The 16689-nt window shown below is 63.1% G+C and carries 16 protein-coding genes; 4 read left to right on the top strand and 12 right to left on the bottom strand.

Annotated features, from left to right (window positions below; translation table 11 throughout):
• Positions 1 to 139 precede the first annotated feature (139 nt).
• Positions 140 to 517, top strand: coding sequence for a hypothetical protein (locus tag ACYCVF_RS09040; RefSeq protein ID WP_459602845.1), 378 nt, complete (start codon positions 140 to 142; stop codon positions 515 to 517).
• Between the two features lie 34 nt (positions 518 to 551).
• On the opposite strand, the gene ACYCVF_RS09035 is transcribed toward ACYCVF_RS09040, so the two are convergent.
• A complete protein-coding gene (locus tag ACYCVF_RS09035) occupies positions 552 to 797 on the bottom strand; it encodes a hypothetical protein (protein ID WP_459602847.1) in 246 nt (81 codons plus the stop codon).
• 491 nt (positions 798 to 1288) lie between these two features.
• Between ACYCVF_RS09035 and ACYCVF_RS09030 the strand changes: the two genes are divergently transcribed.
• Positions 1289 to 2500, top strand: coding sequence for a hypothetical protein (locus ACYCVF_RS09030; protein WP_459602849.1), 1212 nt, complete (start codon positions 1289 to 1291; stop codon positions 2498 to 2500).
• A gap of 115 nt (positions 2501 to 2615) precedes the next feature.
• On the opposite strand, the gene ACYCVF_RS09025 is transcribed toward ACYCVF_RS09030, so the two are convergent.
• Positions 2616 to 2894, bottom strand: coding sequence for a hypothetical protein (locus ACYCVF_RS09025; RefSeq protein ID WP_459602851.1), 279 nt, complete (start codon positions 2892 to 2894; stop codon positions 2616 to 2618).
• Positions 2895 to 3184: 290 nt separating this feature from the next.
• The gene (locus ACYCVF_RS09020; protein WP_459602853.1) at positions 3185 to 3601 is read right to left on the bottom strand and encodes a hypothetical protein; all 417 of its coding nucleotides are present in this window, start codon (positions 3599 to 3601) and stop codon (positions 3185 to 3187) included.
• A gap of 874 nt (positions 3602 to 4475) precedes the next feature.
• On the opposite strand from ACYCVF_RS09020, the gene ACYCVF_RS09015 reads away from it, so the two are divergent.
• Positions 4476 to 4649: a hypothetical protein gene (locus tag ACYCVF_RS09015; protein WP_459602855.1), complete on the top strand. Its 174-nt coding sequence runs from the start codon at positions 4476 to 4478 to the stop codon at positions 4647 to 4649.
• A 162-nt stretch (positions 4650 to 4811) separates the two neighbouring features.
• On the top strand, positions 4812 to 5306 hold the full coding sequence (locus ACYCVF_RS09010; protein ID WP_459602857.1) for a VanZ family protein: 495 nt from the start codon (positions 4812 to 4814) through the stop codon (positions 5304 to 5306).
• Between the two features lie 29 nt (positions 5307 to 5335).
• Here the strand turns inward: ACYCVF_RS09010 and ACYCVF_RS09005 are convergent, their stop codons facing one another.
• The 9 genes from ACYCVF_RS09005 to ACYCVF_RS08965 all read right to left on the bottom strand — a co-directional run bounded on the left by ACYCVF_RS09005 (position 5336) and on the right by ACYCVF_RS08965 (position 16682).
• Entirely contained in the window at positions 5336 to 5620 is a 285-nt protein-coding gene (locus ACYCVF_RS09005; protein WP_459602859.1) for a hypothetical protein, read from the bottom strand.
• A 166-nt stretch (positions 5621 to 5786) separates the two neighbouring features.
• Entirely contained in the window at positions 5787 to 6230 is a 444-nt protein-coding gene (locus ACYCVF_RS09000; protein ID WP_459602861.1) for a hypothetical protein, read from the bottom strand.
• A 150-nt stretch (positions 6231 to 6380) separates the two neighbouring features.
• Positions 6381 to 8108 carry a chemotaxis protein gene (locus ACYCVF_RS08995; protein ID WP_459603390.1) on the bottom strand — a complete coding sequence of 576 codons (1728 nt, stop codon included), beginning with the start codon at positions 8106 to 8108 and terminating at the stop codon, positions 6381 to 6383.
• Between the two features lie 5 nt (positions 8109 to 8113).
• Positions 8114 to 9205: a protein-glutamate methylesterase/protein-glutamine glutaminase gene (locus tag ACYCVF_RS08990; protein WP_459602863.1), complete on the bottom strand. Its 1092-nt coding sequence runs from the start codon at positions 9203 to 9205 to the stop codon at positions 8114 to 8116.
• A gap of 16 nt (positions 9206 to 9221) precedes the next feature.
• On the bottom strand, positions 9222 to 10076 hold the full coding sequence (locus ACYCVF_RS08985; protein ID WP_459602865.1) for a CheR family methyltransferase: 855 nt from the start codon (positions 10074 to 10076) through the stop codon (positions 9222 to 9224).
• Positions 10077 to 10212: 136 nt separating this feature from the next.
• Positions 10213 to 12399 carry a HAMP domain-containing methyl-accepting chemotaxis protein gene (locus ACYCVF_RS08980; protein ID WP_459602867.1) on the bottom strand — a complete coding sequence of 729 codons (2187 nt, stop codon included), beginning with the start codon at positions 12397 to 12399 and terminating at the stop codon, positions 10213 to 10215.
• A 57-nt stretch (positions 12400 to 12456) separates the two neighbouring features.
• Positions 12457 to 12936: a chemotaxis protein CheW gene (locus tag ACYCVF_RS08975; RefSeq protein ID WP_459602869.1), complete on the bottom strand. Its 480-nt coding sequence runs from the start codon at positions 12934 to 12936 to the stop codon at positions 12457 to 12459.
• Positions 12937 to 12987: 51 nt separating this feature from the next.
• On the bottom strand, positions 12988 to 14913 hold the full coding sequence (locus ACYCVF_RS08970; protein ID WP_459602871.1) for a HAMP domain-containing methyl-accepting chemotaxis protein: 1926 nt from the start codon (positions 14911 to 14913) through the stop codon (positions 12988 to 12990).
• 77 nt (positions 14914 to 14990) lie between these two features.
• Positions 14991 to 16682 (bottom strand): methyl-accepting chemotaxis protein, encoded by a 1692-nt coding sequence (locus tag ACYCVF_RS08965; RefSeq protein ID WP_459602873.1) that lies wholly within the window; start codon positions 16680 to 16682, stop codon positions 14991 to 14993.
• Positions 16683 to 16689 lie beyond the last annotated feature (7 nt).

Below are 16689 nucleotides of genomic sequence, written 5' to 3'. Positions count from 1 at the left end.
ATCTGGAGAGAGGCCGAGCGGAATGGTGGGTGCACCTGAGATCTGCGCACATGACAGGTTCAGGGCAAACGGCTTCGTTCTAAGACCTCGTTAGGTCATCGCTGCTAGCTTTGGACATCCCTTCGTGGAGTGGCCGAGAATGCGTACAGGACCAGTATTGCTGCTGAGTATTGCCCTCGCGGCTTTCGCCCTGTCTGGCCCGTCGGCGCATGCCAGCCGCGTCTGCATCAAGGAACGGACGCCGTTCGCCCTGTCGCAAGATACGGTGAAATGGACGATGTCGATCGCGCCTGGAACCGACTGCATCCAGGGACTGCGTTGGTCCTACATGCAGATATTCAACGTATCGGTCGTGAGCGGGCCATCACGGGGGCAGTTGGCCGTTGTCGGGTCCGGCTTCCGCTATTCGGCAGGCAGCGACACGCGCGGCAGCGACAAATTCACGCTGCTGATATCGGGCAAGAACCTGCACGAAGCAGGGACATCGACCCTGGAGGTCGAGGTCAATCCGCAATAGCGCGTCCTGCGATCGTGCCGGGTGTTCAGCGCGCCTAATAACGGCGGCTCGACCCGCTGCCCCTGGTTCTATTTCCGTAATATGGCCGGGCACGGCCGCCACCCGTCGTCACGGGCGGCTCGATCCGGCTCGGAATATTCGGCGTCGCCGTAGAGCGCGCCGGCTGCGACGGGTTGACGATGATCACGTTGCGGTTGGGTGTCGACGGATCGTTGACGCCCTGTGCCCAGGCGCAGGCTGGCACGAGAAGCGCGAGTGTGATCAAAACTAAACGTTTCATGCGATATCTCCCGAGCAAGAACGTCAGGGAGGCGAACACGGTTCCTGCGGCTGCTTCACGGTAAGTTGCGTGGCCTCACCTGGGCACGGCAACCAGCTTGCCATCCCTCCAAACGCCTTGGGCGGCCCTTCCGGTAGGAAGGCTCCCCGTCACGTTCCGGACAGCGGTAGGCCGGGACGCGGCCTGGGTGGTCTGCGCTTTTTTCGTCGGTGTCGTGATGATGCTGGAGCTGGTGGTGTTGGGCTGATCTTTGGTCCCCTGCGCAGAAGCAGACTGAACCAGGAAGGCCAAAAACATGGTTGCCGTCAAAACGCCGCGCATGGTCAAACACCGGAAAGAGGAGCTGGGCGAAATGTCACAGGTTTCTGCCCAAAAGCAAGCGCTCCGAAACGATCGCGCAGGACCTTCGCGGGGCGGCCGCAGAGCGGCCCACCGCCGAGGGGTGAAAAGCCTAGCGAAACAGCAATATCCGGGCTAGTTGATCGGCCTTGATGACCGAGACCGGCGACACAGCAGCCAACGCCTCGAAGGCGCAAGAGATCGAGGCCGGACTCGTCCGCCTGTTATCGGAGCGGATCCGCGAGATCTCCGACGACCCGCGGCAGATGCGGGATCTCGTCTATGAGTTGGCGCGCGTCAAGCTCCTGGAACAATTCACCCCCACCGGCCCGCGGGAAGCGCGAGAACTCCAGAAAGTCCTCGAACGCGCCATTCGGGAGGTCGAAAATTCCTTCGAGCGAGGCGGAACTTCCTCAGCAGCAAAGGCTGTTGCCACAGCAGCGTCGTACTCTCCGCAGGTCGATGCCCCTCCTCACGCTCGCGTTACTCCCTCGCCCATTCCAACGGCGCCGGCCTCGGATTTACCGGCCGCGGAAGCGCCACGTCGTCCTGTCGCATCGCTAAGATCGCCCGACCATACCAAGCAGAGGGGCGCCTTCAATTCTCTCGTTCGATTGGCCGCCATCCTCCTGCTCCTTGCGGGCGCCGGAACCACCATCGTCTATTGGCCACGGCTGAGGACACAACTGACCGCATTGTCGCAGGTGGCGCCGCCGTCCGATCCCACCCAGAAGACTTCGGAGCCTCAACCGACCGCGATTCCCTCGCTGGGGGAAACCATGGAACGAACGCCGGAGAACCCAAAGGAGCCGGCGCCAGTTGCGCAACCCTCGATGCCTTTGCCGACGACGTTCGGCGTCTACGCCTTGAGCGAAGGCCAACTCCATGAGCTCAAGCCGGTGCCCGGCAAGATTCCGGACCGGCGCGTCGCGATCTCGGCAGCCATCAACTCGCCGAGCGCGACCACATTGATGGACGGCGACGTCAAATTCATCGTGTTCAGGCCCGATGGAGGTGTCGACGCAAGCGGGACCGATGTTCGGGTCGTCGCGAAAGTTTCCCGGGCGTTGGGCGTCGATGCCAGCGGAAAAGCCGCCATGGTCAACGCTGGCGATTCCTGGGTCATCCGCAGCATGTCGTACCCCTACAAGGTAGGTCCGATCGAACAGCAGTCACGAATGCTGTTGCTCCAGCCAGAGCAAGACGGCTTTGCGCTCGCACCCGGCCGCTACATCGTCGTGGTCAAGGGGATGGGCTACGACTTCACGATCGCCGGAACGGTCACTGATCCCAATCAATGCGTCGAACGCATCAATGCGGCGAACGGCGCCTTCTATTCGCCTTGCCCGCCGCCACGACGCTAGAGCTTATGGAGTGTGATCGTCCCAGAAGTGAAGACCTCGATTCCTGCCTCGAGGCGTTTCTTCAAGCGAGCCGGCATCCACTTCGCTATAAGCGCTCTCGCCGCCTTTCCGTTTCTTATTTGGTCGGCTTGTTGTCCTTTGGCGCATCCGCCGGCATATCGTCGACCTTGCCGTTATTGGCGACGCATTTCTGGAAGTAATCGCGCTGATCCTTGCCCGTTCCCTTGGCGCTCCCGGCCGCGGGATTGCCGATTTGTCTGGGCGGAAAGGCCTTGGCGACCGCAGCATCGCATGCGCGCGCCACTTCAGCGGTGATGGCCGAGGCCGTCGCCGGCGCAGCCAGTGTCAAAACACCTGCCAATCCAACCAACGTCTGTAGATTTTTGACCGGCACTTCTTCTCTCCTTCAAATCCGTGAATGCTTGCCGGAACCATATCAAAAAGGATCGCAGCACCAAACTGCAAAGCGATGCTGAATTGTCACGCGGTCTGCCCCTGGGTGCCGCAGGGCTATCGCATATGATTCCTGGCGGCGTCCTGCACGCCTCGTCCTTCGAGAGGGCGCTTACGCACCTCCTCAGGAAGAGGCTATTCGGCGTCCATGCCCGATGAAACTGCTGTCGCGTACTCCGTCCTCATCCTGAGGCGAAGGAAGACTGCAGAGCGCGCAGCAAGATCCCAATATTAGCTATCGAGCTGCGGCGGCTTGAAATCCGGAAAGCGAGTGAGCATTGCGGTCTTGACGAACTTCAGGTGAGCAATGGTGCTGGCCAATTCCTTGAGCCGTCGCTGGCCGTTCGAGATGTCGGCCGCGAAGAGATCCTGATGATGATTGTCGAGCGGCTCCCGCTCGAGATATTCATCGGTCCCGTTTCCGAAGGTGACGGATGCACGCGCGAGGGCATCGTCGACGCGCCGGTTCAGCCCGGCCTGCTCCCTCTCCGCTTCCTGCAACGCCGTTTCGATCGCCGTCAGGACGGCACCGATGCGCACGCGATCCGTCTCCGCATCACGTCCGACGGAGCGGGCTTTGAAGCCTTTGTCCTCGCGGCGGGAGCCAAGAAGATTGTGTGCGCGCGCTCTCAGGAACAGCTGAAACATCCGGGCCATCCCACGATCGAGATTCAGAGGGCTACCATCGGTCAGACATAGTTAACAAACCTTGAATCTTGTGCCCACTCTGCCTGGCTTTCTACGATCCAGGCCCGCCAGGCTCGTGCTTGCAATAGAGCTCGAGCCAGCCAACTTCGTGCCGCAGCAGCCCGTTCGTTCACGCGGATCTAGGATGCGATCTGCGCCGTCTCGCTCGGTGCAATATCCAGCGCTTCGAACTCCGCCGCCTCTTCCGAGGACGGGCCAGTCAGAACACGGTGTCCTGGCGATTCGACGACATACCTGCAGGGCACGCTGCGCCTTAGTTAATCATTCGAGCGGCCCTCGCTCACGATCCAAGGACCTGGAAGATCTTTCAGTCGTCGACCAAAGGTAAGAACGAAAGCGGTCAAAATGAGGACGACGGTCGCGCCCAGCAACGCGATCAAATACGTCATTCTACGCCCCACCGCATGCGAGCCGCGAAAAATGTGCGGCGGCTGAACTCTCGCCATCAACGGATACGTTCTATGTTGCGTTTCCGAAGCTCTCAAGCACCGCACCATGTTAACCTAACTGGACAAGGTTATCCGAGCTTGCCGGAAGGCAATTATGCCAACCCAACGATGCGCACGGGCTCTGCCATCGCGGACACCGGCGACACGACATCCGTGGTTATACGGTGCGTCGCGCAGCAATTTCATCCCGGTAAGGTTGAGAGGTTAGCTTAATCCGCGTTGCTTGTTGCGAACGCGCGCGCTTTGCTTATCCATCTCTCGCACCGGGCTCCCCCAAGTCCGGCCCCACCCAAGCAAAGCCGTCGAGCGAACATGGGTCCGCTTGGCGGCTTTGTCGTCGTGTCGACGAGAGGATCATTTCGGTTATGGCGCGCAGGCCCTGGTCGTTCAAGGAAGATCGCCGGCTCATGGAGTTGGCCAAGTCTTCAATCTCGCTGGAGCAAGCGGCGAAGGCTCTCGGTCGCACGCCCGATGCGATCAAGCGCATGGCCTTGCGTCTCGGTCTTTCGTTGAAGTCGAAGTCGGGCAAGAAAAACTAGAACGGCATCGCCGCATTCGGCGATGTCTTACGCACCTTTCTTCGCCGGCGGAACACAATCAACGACCGGATGTTGATTGCAGACTTCGCAGCGAGGTCTTGCAGTGCTGCGGGATTCATCGCTAGCACGCCGCCATCGACGACGGCGGTCGTAGACCTACCGGTGATCCTCGCGAGGGATCTCGATACCCCATCACATCGCCTTGAAAACCGGCTTGACGGCGACAGCGGGCTTTTAACGATATTTCCGGCTTTCGAACCAGACCTGCGGCCAACCTTGTATGTTGGCGCCATGCGCAGGAACCACCTCATTGCAGCCGCGAGCATCTGTTTTGCGCTGATCGTCTATGCCACGCTGGCGCGGCTGGCGGGACGACCCGCGCTCATGGGGCACCACGAGGCCTATTGGGTCGTCGTGATCGAGCGCTTCAGTGCCTATGGGCTGCTCGGCTTCCTGCTTTCCTTCCTGCTGCCGGGACGGTTTGCTCTGGCCTGCTCTCTCGTCATCGGCGTCGCCATGGGGCTGGAGCTGATGCAAGCGTTCATACCCGACCGGGATCCAGGCTTCCTCGACGTCCTGCAGAAGGCTGCAGGAGGGACCGTCGGCGTGATGCTTGCCCAGATGATCCTGGCGTTCCTGCCCCGACCGCCATCCTGAAGCGTCCAGCATCCTGTCGGTGAGGAGGGTCAGGCCACCCCGCGCCTGTTGCGGGGTTCGGCAGGCGCCAGAAGTTCGGCCATCTGCCGGTGGGTGTCGTGCAGCGCTTCGATGGCGCAATCGAGATCGAAATCCGCCTCACGCACGGATGCAAGGAATTTGGCCGTCAGCGCCAGATCGAGCTTGACGCGCGTCGCCCCGTCGCGACTCTTGCGACGATCGAGCGACAGATGGATGGAGCGGGTCCGGGCCTCCATTGCGCCGCAGCCGCAAAGCGCGCCGAGTTCGTCGTATGTCATCCAGATTTGAGGCATGTTCTTCCACCACGCTTGATCGGCCGCAGACTAGCTCTCGCTTCTAAAGGCAGTGTTGCTCGGGCGAGGCTGCGGCGTGAATTCGAGACGACAGCGTCAATGCAATGCTAATCACGGCGCTCGGCGCGCGGGCTCGTGAAGCGGCGGATTTAGTCGATCCGCCTTTTTACTTGGGCGAGCCAGCCGGAAACGGATTCCGCGATCGGGAGCGGCTGTCGAGCCGCTTGGGCAGCTTGTCGGACTTGAGCTTCACGACCGCGCCCCGGGCATCGGGCACCGGCGCGTCTTCCTGGCTGTAGATCAGCGTCGCTTCGAACATCACGCCAGGCGCCTCCCGGGCCGTTCCCGAACAGGTCGCCATCGCGCCGCTATACACGCCCGAAAGCTCGACCTCGACTTCGTCGTAGCCGAACACGGTCGGCGGCCCGTCGGCATGTCGCCGTGTGGTCAGAACGGCGGTGAAGTGCTGGTCGTCGTCGAATTGATAGGAGCCGCCATAGGTGAAGAAGCTGTCACTGCCCGAGATCCGGCCGTCGGCCAAATGCACGATGCCGGTGCCCTGCGCCTGCGCGGTTCTGAACCACGCCGCGTATTTGCCCTCTTTCAGCATTGAAGCATCCGTCGTCAATTCCGTCCGTATTTGCAACGAACAGTGGGGCGCAACAATGACCGGCGCGGTGAGCATTCCGCCACGGTTAACGCCCTGCGAAATCAATCCGTCAAAATTTCCGCGAGCGCGCGAGGCGTGCCCGCGGCAGCATCAAAACAGTTCTATGCCGTCGTCCTCAGTCTCGACTGCCTCGATCCGGCGCGCGGTGGCGATCGACGTCAGCCCGAGCGATTGCAGGAATTCCCGGTGGATGTCCCGCTCGCGCTCCATCGTGTAGCGCGCAAACAGCTCGTCGAGCATCGCTTCGTCCTGCGCTTGCGGGCGCGGCTTCTGCGCGCCCGCGCTCGCGGTTTCGAGCCGCGCAGCGACCGCGGGCAATGCCGCCGAGCCTTCGCCGAGCGCGCTCATCAGGCCTTGCGCCGAATTCATGAGCCCTTCGAACTCCGCACCTTCGTCGACGAGCCGGCTCATCAGCCTGCCGAGCCGTTCGTTGCCGGCCTCGACCTCTCGCAGTGCCTGGAGAATCTGCGGTTCGAGCTTGGCGAGCTGCGTGGGATCGCCCTGGACGCGAAGCTCCTTCAGTGCCGCGGCCGATCGCTCGATGCCATCGAGCACGGGCCTCAAACGCGCCGCCCCCGCCGAGACCTGGTCGGCGGTGGCCTTGAGCTCGTTGGCAATGACGACGAAAGCGCTGCCGCGACTGCCGAGATGACTCGCCTTGAGGCCAGCGTTCATTCCGATCAGCGTGATGTCGACCGTCGCCTCGGCCAGCCCGGCGATCGCCTGGCGGAATTTCGTCAGCGTGTCCTCGACGATCGCCAGCGCCTCGTCGACCGAGCGACCGGCGCCTTCGCAGGTGGCGATCATGGTCGACGCATGCGCCAGCGTCTGCTTGATGCGCGTCAGGAACGACGACGAGCCGCCGTCAGCGCCGCCGAACAGCGAGCGGCCATGGCCGACGACGCTGTCCGCATCGCGCAGGATGGCGGTGAGCGCGCCAACGATCTGGCCGATGTCGCCGCCGAACTCGCGTTGTGCGTCCCTGAGCTGTGCCGCCTGCAATTGACAGATCGCGCGCGCGCCGTCGTCGCTCGCCATCGGTTCGGGAGCCAGGGTCGGGCCGCGACCCGACGCAAGGCCGAGGCCGTGCGAGACGTGCTCGAGGCGCTGGCGCGTGCTGTCGCCGGCCTGCAAGGAGACGATCGCGCTGCCCACCGCCTCCGCGATCTTCCTGGTGCTGGAGCCCGCGAGGTCGGCGAGATGGCTGCTGTTGCTGCGCTGATCGCGCAATCCGGAATAGGCGGAGCCGAGCTCGGCGCTCTCCGCCGCCAGCTCATTCCGGTAGCGGCCCTCGAACTCCTTCTGCCGGCCGAATGCGGTCGCGACCGCCTCGGACAGGCGCTGCTGATCCCGCGCGCAGCCTTCGATTGCGCCCTGCACGGCCTTGCCGAGGTCGTAGGCTTCCTGCGTGAAGGCGAGAAAGCCCTCGCGGTCGCCGTCGAGCGAGGCCGCCTCGATCCGCGCGCTGCGGGCGATGATGGTGATCATCTGGATGTGCTTGAAGAGCGGCTTGAGCAAGGCCGATGCGTCGGCCGTGCTCTTGCCGATCGTTTCTAGCAGGGCGGTCTCAGCGGGCAAGGCGTGCGCCAGGTCGCTGAGCCGCGCGGCGATCTCCTGTAGCGCGGTCGCTGCCCCCTCGATCTCCGCGCCGGAGAGTTCGGTGGAAAGCTCGGTGAGGCCCTGGTTCAGCTCCTTGAAGATGAGATGACCGCGTCCGAGGTCGTGACCGACCCGCGCGAACACGTCCTCGATGCGCGAGGAGACATCCTCGATCGCGGCAATTGCTTCGGTGGGCGTATTGGCCGGAATAAACGACATCGCCATCAACCTACCACCGCGGGTTGTCCGGCCTGGTACCAGAGCATGATCTCGCGCGGGATGTGGTGCAGCGAAACGACCTTCTCGACGCCGCCATGGGCGATGGCTTCCTTGGGCATGCCGAACACCACGCAGCTCTCTTCGTCCTGAGCCCGCGTCGAGGCGCCGAGCTTGCGCATCTCCAGCATTCCGCGCGCACCGTCATCGCCCATGCCGGTCATGATCACGCCGAGCGCGTTTGCACCGGCATGCTGGGCGGCCGAGCGGAACAACACGTCGACGGACGGGCGATGCCGGGACACCGGCGGGCCATCCTTGATCGCGATCTGGAAGCGGATGCCGATGCGCTGGAGCAGCATGTGGCGGGCGCCCGGCGCGATATAGGCGCAGCCCGGGAGCACCGGCTCGCCGTCCTCAGCCTCCTTGACCCGGATCTGGCAGACGCTGTCGAGACGCCGGGCAAAGGCTGCGGTGAATCCTGCCGGCATGTGCTGGACGATGACGATCGGCGGGCAGTGCGGCGGCAGCATCTCCAGGACGTCGTTGAGCGCTTCGGTCCCGCCCGTCGATGCGCCGATGCAAACGATGCGTTCCGTCGCCGGCCGGACCTTGCCATGCACCGGCGGCGGGATGATCGCATCGGCCGTCAGCTTCTTCTCGATCTCCCGACGCTCTGCACGCGGACGCACGCGCGCGCGCGCGGCCGACTTCACCGCTTCGCGCAGCCGCGTCGAGCATTCGAGCAGCGCCTGGCGCGTGTCGATCTTCGGCTTGGGCACGATGTCGACCGCACCCGCCTCGAACGCTTCGAACATCACGTTCGAGCCCTCCGCGGTCAGCGAGGAGCAGATGATCACCGGAATGGGACGTTGCGCCATGATCTTGCGCAGGAAGGTCATGCCATCCATGCGCGGCATCTCGAGGTCGAGGATGATGACGTCAGGCAGCTCCTTCTCGAGCCGCTTGGCCGCCACGAACGGATCGGACGCGGTCGCCATCACCTCGATCTCGGGGTCTTCACTCAAGATCGTCATCAGGATTTGGCGCACCGACGCCGAATCGTCCACGATCAGCACGCGAACTTTCTCCCTCGGCATTCTGGTTGCGCTCCGGCTAGACCTGGAAGATGGTCGGCTGAACCTGCTTCAGCCCAGGGACGGCACTGTGAATCATCGATTCCGAATGCCCGACCAGCAGATAGCCGCCCGGACGCAAATGGCTGCACAAGCGCTCGACCACCTTGCGCTGGGTCTCGCGCTCGAAATAGATCAGGACGTTGCGGCAGAAGATGATATCGACGTCACGATCGACGGGATAGGACTTGTCCATGAGGTTCATCCTCATGAAGTGTGTCATGCGCCGCAGCTCGGGTACGACCCGCACTTCGCCGCGCGACTTGTCCCGCGACGACGCGAAGTAACGTTTCACGAATTGCTCCGGCACCGGGGCGAGCACGTCGCGGGTGTAGATCGCCGTCCTGGCGAGGCGCAGCACCGCGGTCGAGATGTCGGTCCCGAGGATGCGGTACTGGAAGCGCGAGCCGCTCCGCGTCATGTCGTCCAGCACCATCGCGGTCGTGTAGGCTTCCATGCCGGTGGAGCTCGCCGAGCTCCAGATCTTCAGGCTCGCGTTCTTCCGTCCATGCGATTTGAGCAGGGCCGGGACTGCGACATCCCTCATGAAGGCGAAGTGCTGCGGTTCGCGGAAGAAGTCGGTCTTGTTGGTGGTCACCACATCGATGAGGTGAGTGAGCTCGGTGTCGAAGTGATCGGCCTCGAACAGGCTCTCGACATACTCGTTGAGGTCGGAGAAGTTCAGCGCGCGCACGCGCTTGTGCAGCCGTCCCTCCAGCATTAGCCGCTTGCCCTGTGGCAGCTTGATGCCGACCTGGCTCTCGATCAATTCGGCGATGGTCCGGAAGTGGCGGTCGGACAGATGCACGGCCGTATCCTGCATGGCGGGCATCATGGACGACGGCTCCCGCCCGGGATGGCCGCCTGCACTGAATGTCGGGCCACACGGGCCATCTTGAATCCTACACTTCAATTAAAACGGCAGAAGACCGATCGGCCCGCCGATGAGGGGCGGGCCGACGCGTAGAATCCTAGCGCTGGAAATCGGCGTCCCGATCGTCCTCGCCGTCGTTCATGTCGAACGCGAAACCGCCGCCACCGGCAGCCTTCACGGCTCGCCCCGCCTTGGCCGGCGGCTTCCTTGCCGGACGCTCGACCGCCGCCATGGTGGCCGCCTTGGCGCGCAGTTGATTCACCGCCCGGTCGATCGGCGCGGGGGCGTGACCTTTTCCACCCTGCTCGAGGCGGAAGTAGGCGATGGTCGACTGGAGCTGCTCGGCCTGCGAGGCGAGCTCTTCCGAGGTCGAGGACACCTGCTCGGACGCGCTGGCGTTCTGCTGGCCGACCTTGTCGAGCTGCTGGATCGCCTGGTTGATCTGCGAGGCACCAACATCCTGCTCGCGGCTTGCTGAGGTGATCTCCTCCACCAATTCAGCGGTCTTCTTGATGTCGGGAACCAGCTTCGCCAGCATGTGCCCGGCCTCCTGCGCAACCTTGACCGTCTCTGCCGACAGCGTGCCAATTTCGGTTGCGGCCGCCTGGCTACGTTCCGCGAGCTTGCGCACCTCGGAGGCAACGACGGCAAAACCCTTGCCGTGCTCGCCCGCGCGGGCCGCTTCGACCGCCGCATTCAACGCGAGCAGATCGGTCTGCCGCGCGATCTCCTGCACGATGGTGATCTTCTCGGCGATGGTCTGCATCGCTTCGACCGCCCGACCGACCGCCGCACCGCTGGCTTCCGCGTCCTTGGCGGACTGTGCCGCGATCTTCTCGGTCTGGCTGGCGTTGTCCGCATTCTGCTTCACATTGGCGGCCATTTCCTCCATCGACGAGGACGCCTCTTCCGCCGAAGAGGCCTGTTCGGTCGCCCCCTGCGACAGCTGCTCGGCGCTTGCGGACAGTTCCTGGCTGCCGGCCGAGACATTCTGCGCTGCCGTGAGAGCCTCGGACACGATCTGCCGCAGCTTTTCGACCATGCGCTCGAGCGCCAGCCCCAAAGTATCCTTGTCCGACAAGGGCTTGGCCTGGACCGTCAGATTGCCCTGCGCAATCTCGTTGGCGATTGCCGCAGTTGCATTCAGGTTCGAGGTCATCGCGTTGAGAGACTTCACGAGATCACCGAGCTCGTCGTTGCTCGATACGTCGATCTTCCGGCTGAGATCGCCGATGGCCACTGCATCGGCGAGGCCGACAGCCCGACCAAGTCCACGGCTGATGTTCAAGGCGATCCAGAGCGCCGATCCAACCGCCACGAGCAGCGATATCATGATGACGCTGACGAGAATGAACTTCGCGCTCGCGGCATCCTGTGCCGCTTCCGACGCAAGGTCCGACATTTGCTTCTTCACGAAGCCGATGTAATCCGTTGCCGTTGCAATTGCCTCCGCCGCGCTGGCTTTTCCTTCGCTCCCAGCGATTGCGGCGGCTCGAATGTTGCCTCCCTCCTTGACGATGTCACCAACACGATTGACGATCTTGCTGAGACCATCGGTCTGCGCCAAGACCGCAGCACTGGACACGCCGACTGCTTTCAGAGCTGGCCCAACCTGCTGGCCCGCGGTTTGAAGGGCATCGATCCGGGCGCCGAGCTCCTTCATTTCTCCTGCCAGGTCATCCATGCTCGACGCCGAGAACGTCGCCACGATTTGCCGTTGCAGGCGAACGCCCTCGACACGAAGCGCCTGGAGCGCGAGAATGGCCTCGGAACTGTTCGACGCCCGTCCGGCTTCCGCCAGCGCAGCGGCGACAGCATCGTTCCACTGCTTGCTGATCGGCCGACCTTCGGCTGACCAGAGCTGAGAACCGCGGTTGTTGGAATTCATCATGCCGAGCTTGATGACGTTGTCCTCGGTCGCGTTCATCTTGTCGTAGGCGGTCGAAAACCTGTCCAGCAGACGCTTGCCTGCTTCGCTCGAAGCGCCGTAGACCTCGTCCCGCAGACGGGTCGCTTCCTTTCTGTACTGTTTGATCTCGTCCGCGATCCTCTGCATTTCAGGGTCGGTCGAGGCGATGATGATGTCACGCTCCGCCCTCGTCTGGTAGAAGACGTAGTTCTGGAGCTCGCCCGCCTTGTCGATGCGCGCTGCCCGCTGCACGAGAGCTTCCGAGGTGTCGGCAAGTTGGGTGAGCTTCAGAAACGCCAGGCCGCCCGTCATTGCCGACAGAATGATGATGGTGCCGAAGGCAGCGGCAAGTTTCGCCTTGACTGTGAATCGCATTGTCAATCCCCGAATTTTTGTGTCTACGCGAACGCGAAACCTACCGACCGAACGGAATCAGGCTGCCACGGTGTCGTTCATCCCTGGCTTCACCATGTTCGTTCCAGCCATCAGCTTGGTGAGATCGAAGATCACGACGAACTTCTCGCCCTTGCGGCCAATTCCCGATGCATATTCGGACTGCCATTCGCCTCCGACCTCCGGCAGCGGCTCAACTCCCTCCTCGTCGATGTCGGTGACCTCGAACACGCAATCGGCAACGAAGCCGACACCAACGAGACGCTCCCCGATCGCCACGTCCAGGATGATGATCCGCGTCGCCTCGGTTGCAGGCACGCTCGGCAGGCCGAGCTTGATCCGGAGGTCGACGATCGGATATCCGCTGCCGCGCACGTCGATCATGCCGAGCAGGAAGCCCGGAGCGTGCGGCAACCGCGAAATCGGCCGCATGTCTAGGATTTCGCGAACGTTGCGGATGCTGATGCCGAACGTTTCGCCGGCGAGACCGAGGGTCAGATATTGCGAGGTTGCGGCCATGATGCATCCATTCGATCAGGTGTCGGGCGGAGCCCCGTCGGGGCTTGCCGGTTAGCGTTGAAAATCTGCGTCGCGATCGTCGTCGGCTTGGTCCATATCGAAGGCAAAGCCGCCACCGCCGACCTTGAGGGCCCGCGCCGGTCTGGCGGCCGGCTTTCTGGCGCCCTCATCGGAGGTCGCCATCCTTGCCGCCTTGGCGCGAAGCTGCGCGACGGCCTGTTCGATCTCGCGCGGAGCTGCCTTAGTCTTGTTCGCGCCTTCCTCGATCCGGAAGAACGAGATCGTCGACTGCAATTGCTCGGCCTGGGAGGCAAGCTCTTCCGAGGTCGCGGACACCTGCTCGGACGCGCTGGCGTTCTGCTGGCCGACCTTGTCGAGTTGCTGGATCGCCTGGTTGATCTGGGCCGCACCGACATCCTGCTCGCGGCAGGCCGATGTGATCTCCTGGACCAGCTCGGCCGTCTTCTTGATGTCGGGTACGAGCTTCGACAGCATGCCGCCGGCTTCCTGAGCGACCTTCACGCTTTCGCTCGACAGGGTACCTATTTCCGCGGCTGCCGCCTGGCTGCGCTCGGCGAGCTTGCGCACCTCGGAAGCGACCACGGCGAAGCCCTTGCCGTGCTCGCCGGCGCGCGCGGCCTCGACCGCCGCGTTGAGGGCCAGCAGGTCGGTTTGTCGCGCGATTTCCTGCACGATGGTGATCTTTTCCGCGATGGTCTGCATCGCCTGAACGGCACGCCCGACGGCTGCGCCGCTGGCCTCCGCGTCCTTGGCGGACTGTGCGGCGATCTTCTCGGTCTGATTGGCATTGTCGGCGTTCTGCTTCACGTTGGAGGCCATCTCCTCCATCGAAGAGGAGGCTTCCTCGGCCGATGAGGCCTGCTCGGTCGCTCCCTGCGAGAGCTGCTCTGCACTTGCGGAAAGCTCCTGGCTGCCGGCCGAGACGTTCTGGGCCGCAGTCAGGGCTTCCGAGACGATCTGCCGGAGCCTCTGCACCATGGTTTCCAGCGCGATGCCGAGCTTGTCCTTGTCGGAAATCCGCTTGGCTTCGATCGTGAGATTGCCCCTCGCGATCTCGTTGGCGACCTCCGCATTGGAGTTCAGGCTCGCGATCATGCGCTCCAGCGCGATGCCCAGAGTGTCCTTGTCGGACAGACGCTTGGCCTCGACGGCCAGATTGCCTTGCGCGACCTCGTTGGCAATTGCGGCGGTCGCGTTGAGATTTCCAGTCATCGCGTTCAGCGACTTGATGAGATCACCGACCTCGTCATCGCTCTTGACCTCGATCGTCTGGCTGAGATCTCCGATGGCGACCGCGTTGGCAAGGCCGACCGCGCGCATGAGGGATCGGCTGATGGTCAGCGCGATCAAGGTTGCGGCAGCGGCGCCCAGGAGCAAGGATACGGTGAGGATGCTCATCAACAGCATCTGGGCGCGGCTGCTCTCCGCTCTGGCCTCATCCGATCTGTCGGACATCAACTTCTTCAGGAAATCAAGATAATCGTCCAGCGCCTTGGTCGCCTCGCCGACGGCGCGGCGGACTTCGTTGGTCGAATGCTCGATCGCTTTTGCCTTGTCGGCGCGGGCCAGTTTGAGCGCCTCGTCCTCGGCGGCGTTCATGCTCACATACAGCCCGGAGAACCTGTCGAGCATCTTCTTGCCGGTCTCTGTGGAGGTGGCGTAGATTTCGTCCTTGATCTTGAGCAGGCTCTCGCGAACCTTCCGGAGTTCAGCCGCGTAACGCTCGGCATCGGCGTCCGACTGCGCCATGATGGCGTTCTTCTCGGCCCGCACCTGCAGCAGAAGATCCCGCTCGAGTTCGGCGGCTTTACTCGATCGTCCGGCGGCCCCGATAATGACCTCCGTCGTGCTCGCGAGGTCGCTGAGCTTCGAATATGAGATTGCGCCTGCGATCATGGACAGGACGAGAACGGCCCCAAAAGCGCTGGCCAGCTTTGCTTTGACGGTGAATCTCATGTTCGAATTCCCTCGGGTTCGGCCCGGTCTGATTTTGAGAGGACGCGAGCAAGACAGCCCGCGCCCCCGAAGAACGTCTAGCGCTGGAACTCGGCGTCGCGATCGTCGCCGCCGTCATCCATATCGAAGGCGAATCCGCCCCCGCCCGCGACCTTCAGGGCCTTTGCCGGCCTGGCTGCGGGTGCCTTGCCGCGCCGATCGACCGCCGCCATCGTCGCCGCCTTGGCGCGAAGCTGGCCGACCGCCCGGTCGATTTCCCGAGGCGCGGCGTTTGCCTTGCGTCCGGAGTCCTCGATGCGGAAGAAGGAAATGGTCGACTGCAACTGCTCGGCCTGCGACGCCAATTCCTCGGAGGTCGAGGACACCTGCTCGGAGGCGCTGGCGTTCTGCTGACCGACCTTGTCGAGCTGCTGGATCGCCTGATTGATCTGCGAGGAGCCGACGTCCTGTTCGCGGCAGGCAGCGGTGATCTCCTGGACCAATTCGGCCGTCCGCTTGATGTCGGGCACCAGCTTGCCCAGCATCTCGCCGGCCTCCTGGGCGACCTTGACGGTCTCCGTTGAGAGAGTGCCGATTTCGGCCGCGGCCGCCTGGCTCCGCTCGGCGAGCTTGCGCACTTCCGAGGCAACCACCGCGAAGCCCTTGCCGTGCTCGCCCGCGCGGGCCGCTTCCACGGCCGCGTTCAATGCGAGCAGATCGGTTTGCCGCGCGATCTCTTGCACGATGGTGATCTTCTCGGCGATCGTCTGCATGGCATCCACGGCGCGACCGACCGCGGCGCCCGAAGCCTCGGCATCCTTCGCCGACTGCGCAGCGATACTCTCGGTCTGGTTGGCGTTGTCGGCGTTCTGCTTCACGTTCGAAGCCATCTCCTCCATCGAGGAGGACGCCTCTTCCGCCGACGAAGCCTGCTCGGTGGCACCCTGCGAGAGCTGCTCGGCGCTGGCGGAGAGCTCCTGGCTGCCGGCCGAGACATTCTGCGCCGCCGTCAGGGCCTCCGACACGACCTGCCGGAGCTTCTCCACCATGCCGTTCAGGGAGCGAATGAGATCGCCGATCTCGTCGTTGCTGGCCGAGGGAATGGTCTGGGTGAGATCACCGGCAGCGACCGCTCCTGCGAGGCCAACGGCGCGGCTGAGCGAGCGGCTGATGCTGATCGCCATCCACAACGCGGCAAGGACTGCTATCACAAGCGATACCATCACGAGCACGATGACGATCATCTGGGCCTTGGCAGCTTCTGACCGCGTAATCTCGGCCTCATCGGCCATGCTCTTCTTCGTGAACACGACGTAGGCATCGATTGCGTCGACCGCCTCGGAAATCGCCTTCCGCCCTTCGTGCACCGTCCGATCGGCGGCTTTGGGCCGATCTGTCTTGATCAGCTTGATGGTCTGATCCTGCTCGCTGTTCATCTTGTCGTAGGCGACCGCGAACTTCTCGAGCAGCCGCTTTCCGCCTTCGCTTGCAAGGGCGTAGACTTCTTCTCTCAACTTATTGTTCGTCGCGCGAATCTTGGGGATGTCGGCGAGGAACATGTCGGTTTCGTTCTCGGGCGCGATGATCGCATTCTTTTCGGCCCGCACCTGCGACAGAAGATTGATCTCGATCTGAGCGCCCATCTGCATGCGATTTGCGCGCGAGATCAGTGCCTCGGACCCGAGGATCATGTCCGTAAGCTTGAGATATGCGATACCGCCCGCGACCATCGACAGGACGATGATCAGGCCGAACGCGCTTGCCAACTTAGCTTTGACCGTAAACCGCATTTAGTGC

Source organism: Bradyrhizobium cedriense, from assembly GCF_054602315.1.
This window is presented reverse-complemented; position numbering and strand designations above follow the sequence as displayed.

What these genes read in the sequence shown, in the direction of transcription:
- ACYCVF_RS09040 (WP_459602845.1), top strand. Translation starts at nt 140, where the DNA reads ATGCGTACAGGACCAGTATTGCTGCTGAGTATTGCCCTCGCGGCTTTC.
- ACYCVF_RS09035 (WP_459602847.1), bottom strand. Translation starts at nt 797, where the DNA reads ATGAAACGTTTAGTTTTGATCACACTCGCGCTTCTCGTGCCAGCCTGC.
- ACYCVF_RS09030 (WP_459602849.1), top strand. Translation starts at nt 1,289, where the DNA reads ATGACCGAGACCGGCGACACAGCAGCCAACGCCTCGAAGGCGCAAGAG.
- ACYCVF_RS09020 (WP_459602853.1), bottom strand. Translation starts at nt 3,601, where the DNA reads ATGTTTCAGCTGTTCCTGAGAGCGCGCGCACACAATCTTCTTGGCTCC.
- ACYCVF_RS09015 (WP_459602855.1), top strand. Translation starts at nt 4,476, where the DNA reads ATGGCGCGCAGGCCCTGGTCGTTCAAGGAAGATCGCCGGCTCATGGAG.
- ACYCVF_RS09005 (WP_459602859.1), bottom strand. Translation starts at nt 5,620, where the DNA reads ATGCCTCAAATCTGGATGACATACGACGAACTCGGCGCGCTTTGCGGC.
- ACYCVF_RS09000 (WP_459602861.1), bottom strand. Translation starts at nt 6,230, where the DNA reads ATGCTGAAAGAGGGCAAATACGCGGCGTGGTTCAGAACCGCGCAGGCG.
- ACYCVF_RS08995 (WP_459603390.1), bottom strand. Translation starts at nt 8,108, where the DNA reads ATGTCGTTTATTCCGGCCAATACGCCCACCGAAGCAATTGCCGCGATC.
- ACYCVF_RS08990 (WP_459602863.1), bottom strand. Translation starts at nt 9,205, where the DNA reads ATGCCGAGGGAGAAAGTTCGCGTGCTGATCGTGGACGATTCGGCGTCG.
- ACYCVF_RS08985 (WP_459602865.1), bottom strand. Translation starts at nt 10,076, where the DNA reads ATGATGCCCGCCATGCAGGATACGGCCGTGCATCTGTCCGACCGCCAC.
- ACYCVF_RS08980 (WP_459602867.1), bottom strand. Translation starts at nt 12,399, where the DNA reads ATGCGATTCACAGTCAAGGCGAAACTTGCCGCTGCCTTCGGCACCATC.
- ACYCVF_RS08975 (WP_459602869.1), bottom strand. Translation starts at nt 12,936, where the DNA reads ATGGCCGCAACCTCGCAATATCTGACCCTCGGTCTCGCCGGCGAAACG.
- ACYCVF_RS08970 (WP_459602871.1), bottom strand. Translation starts at nt 14,913, where the DNA reads ATGAGATTCACCGTCAAAGCAAAGCTGGCCAGCGCTTTTGGGGCCGTT.
- ACYCVF_RS08965 (WP_459602873.1), bottom strand. Translation starts at nt 16,682, where the DNA reads ATGCGGTTTACGGTCAAAGCTAAGTTGGCAAGCGCGTTCGGCCTGATC.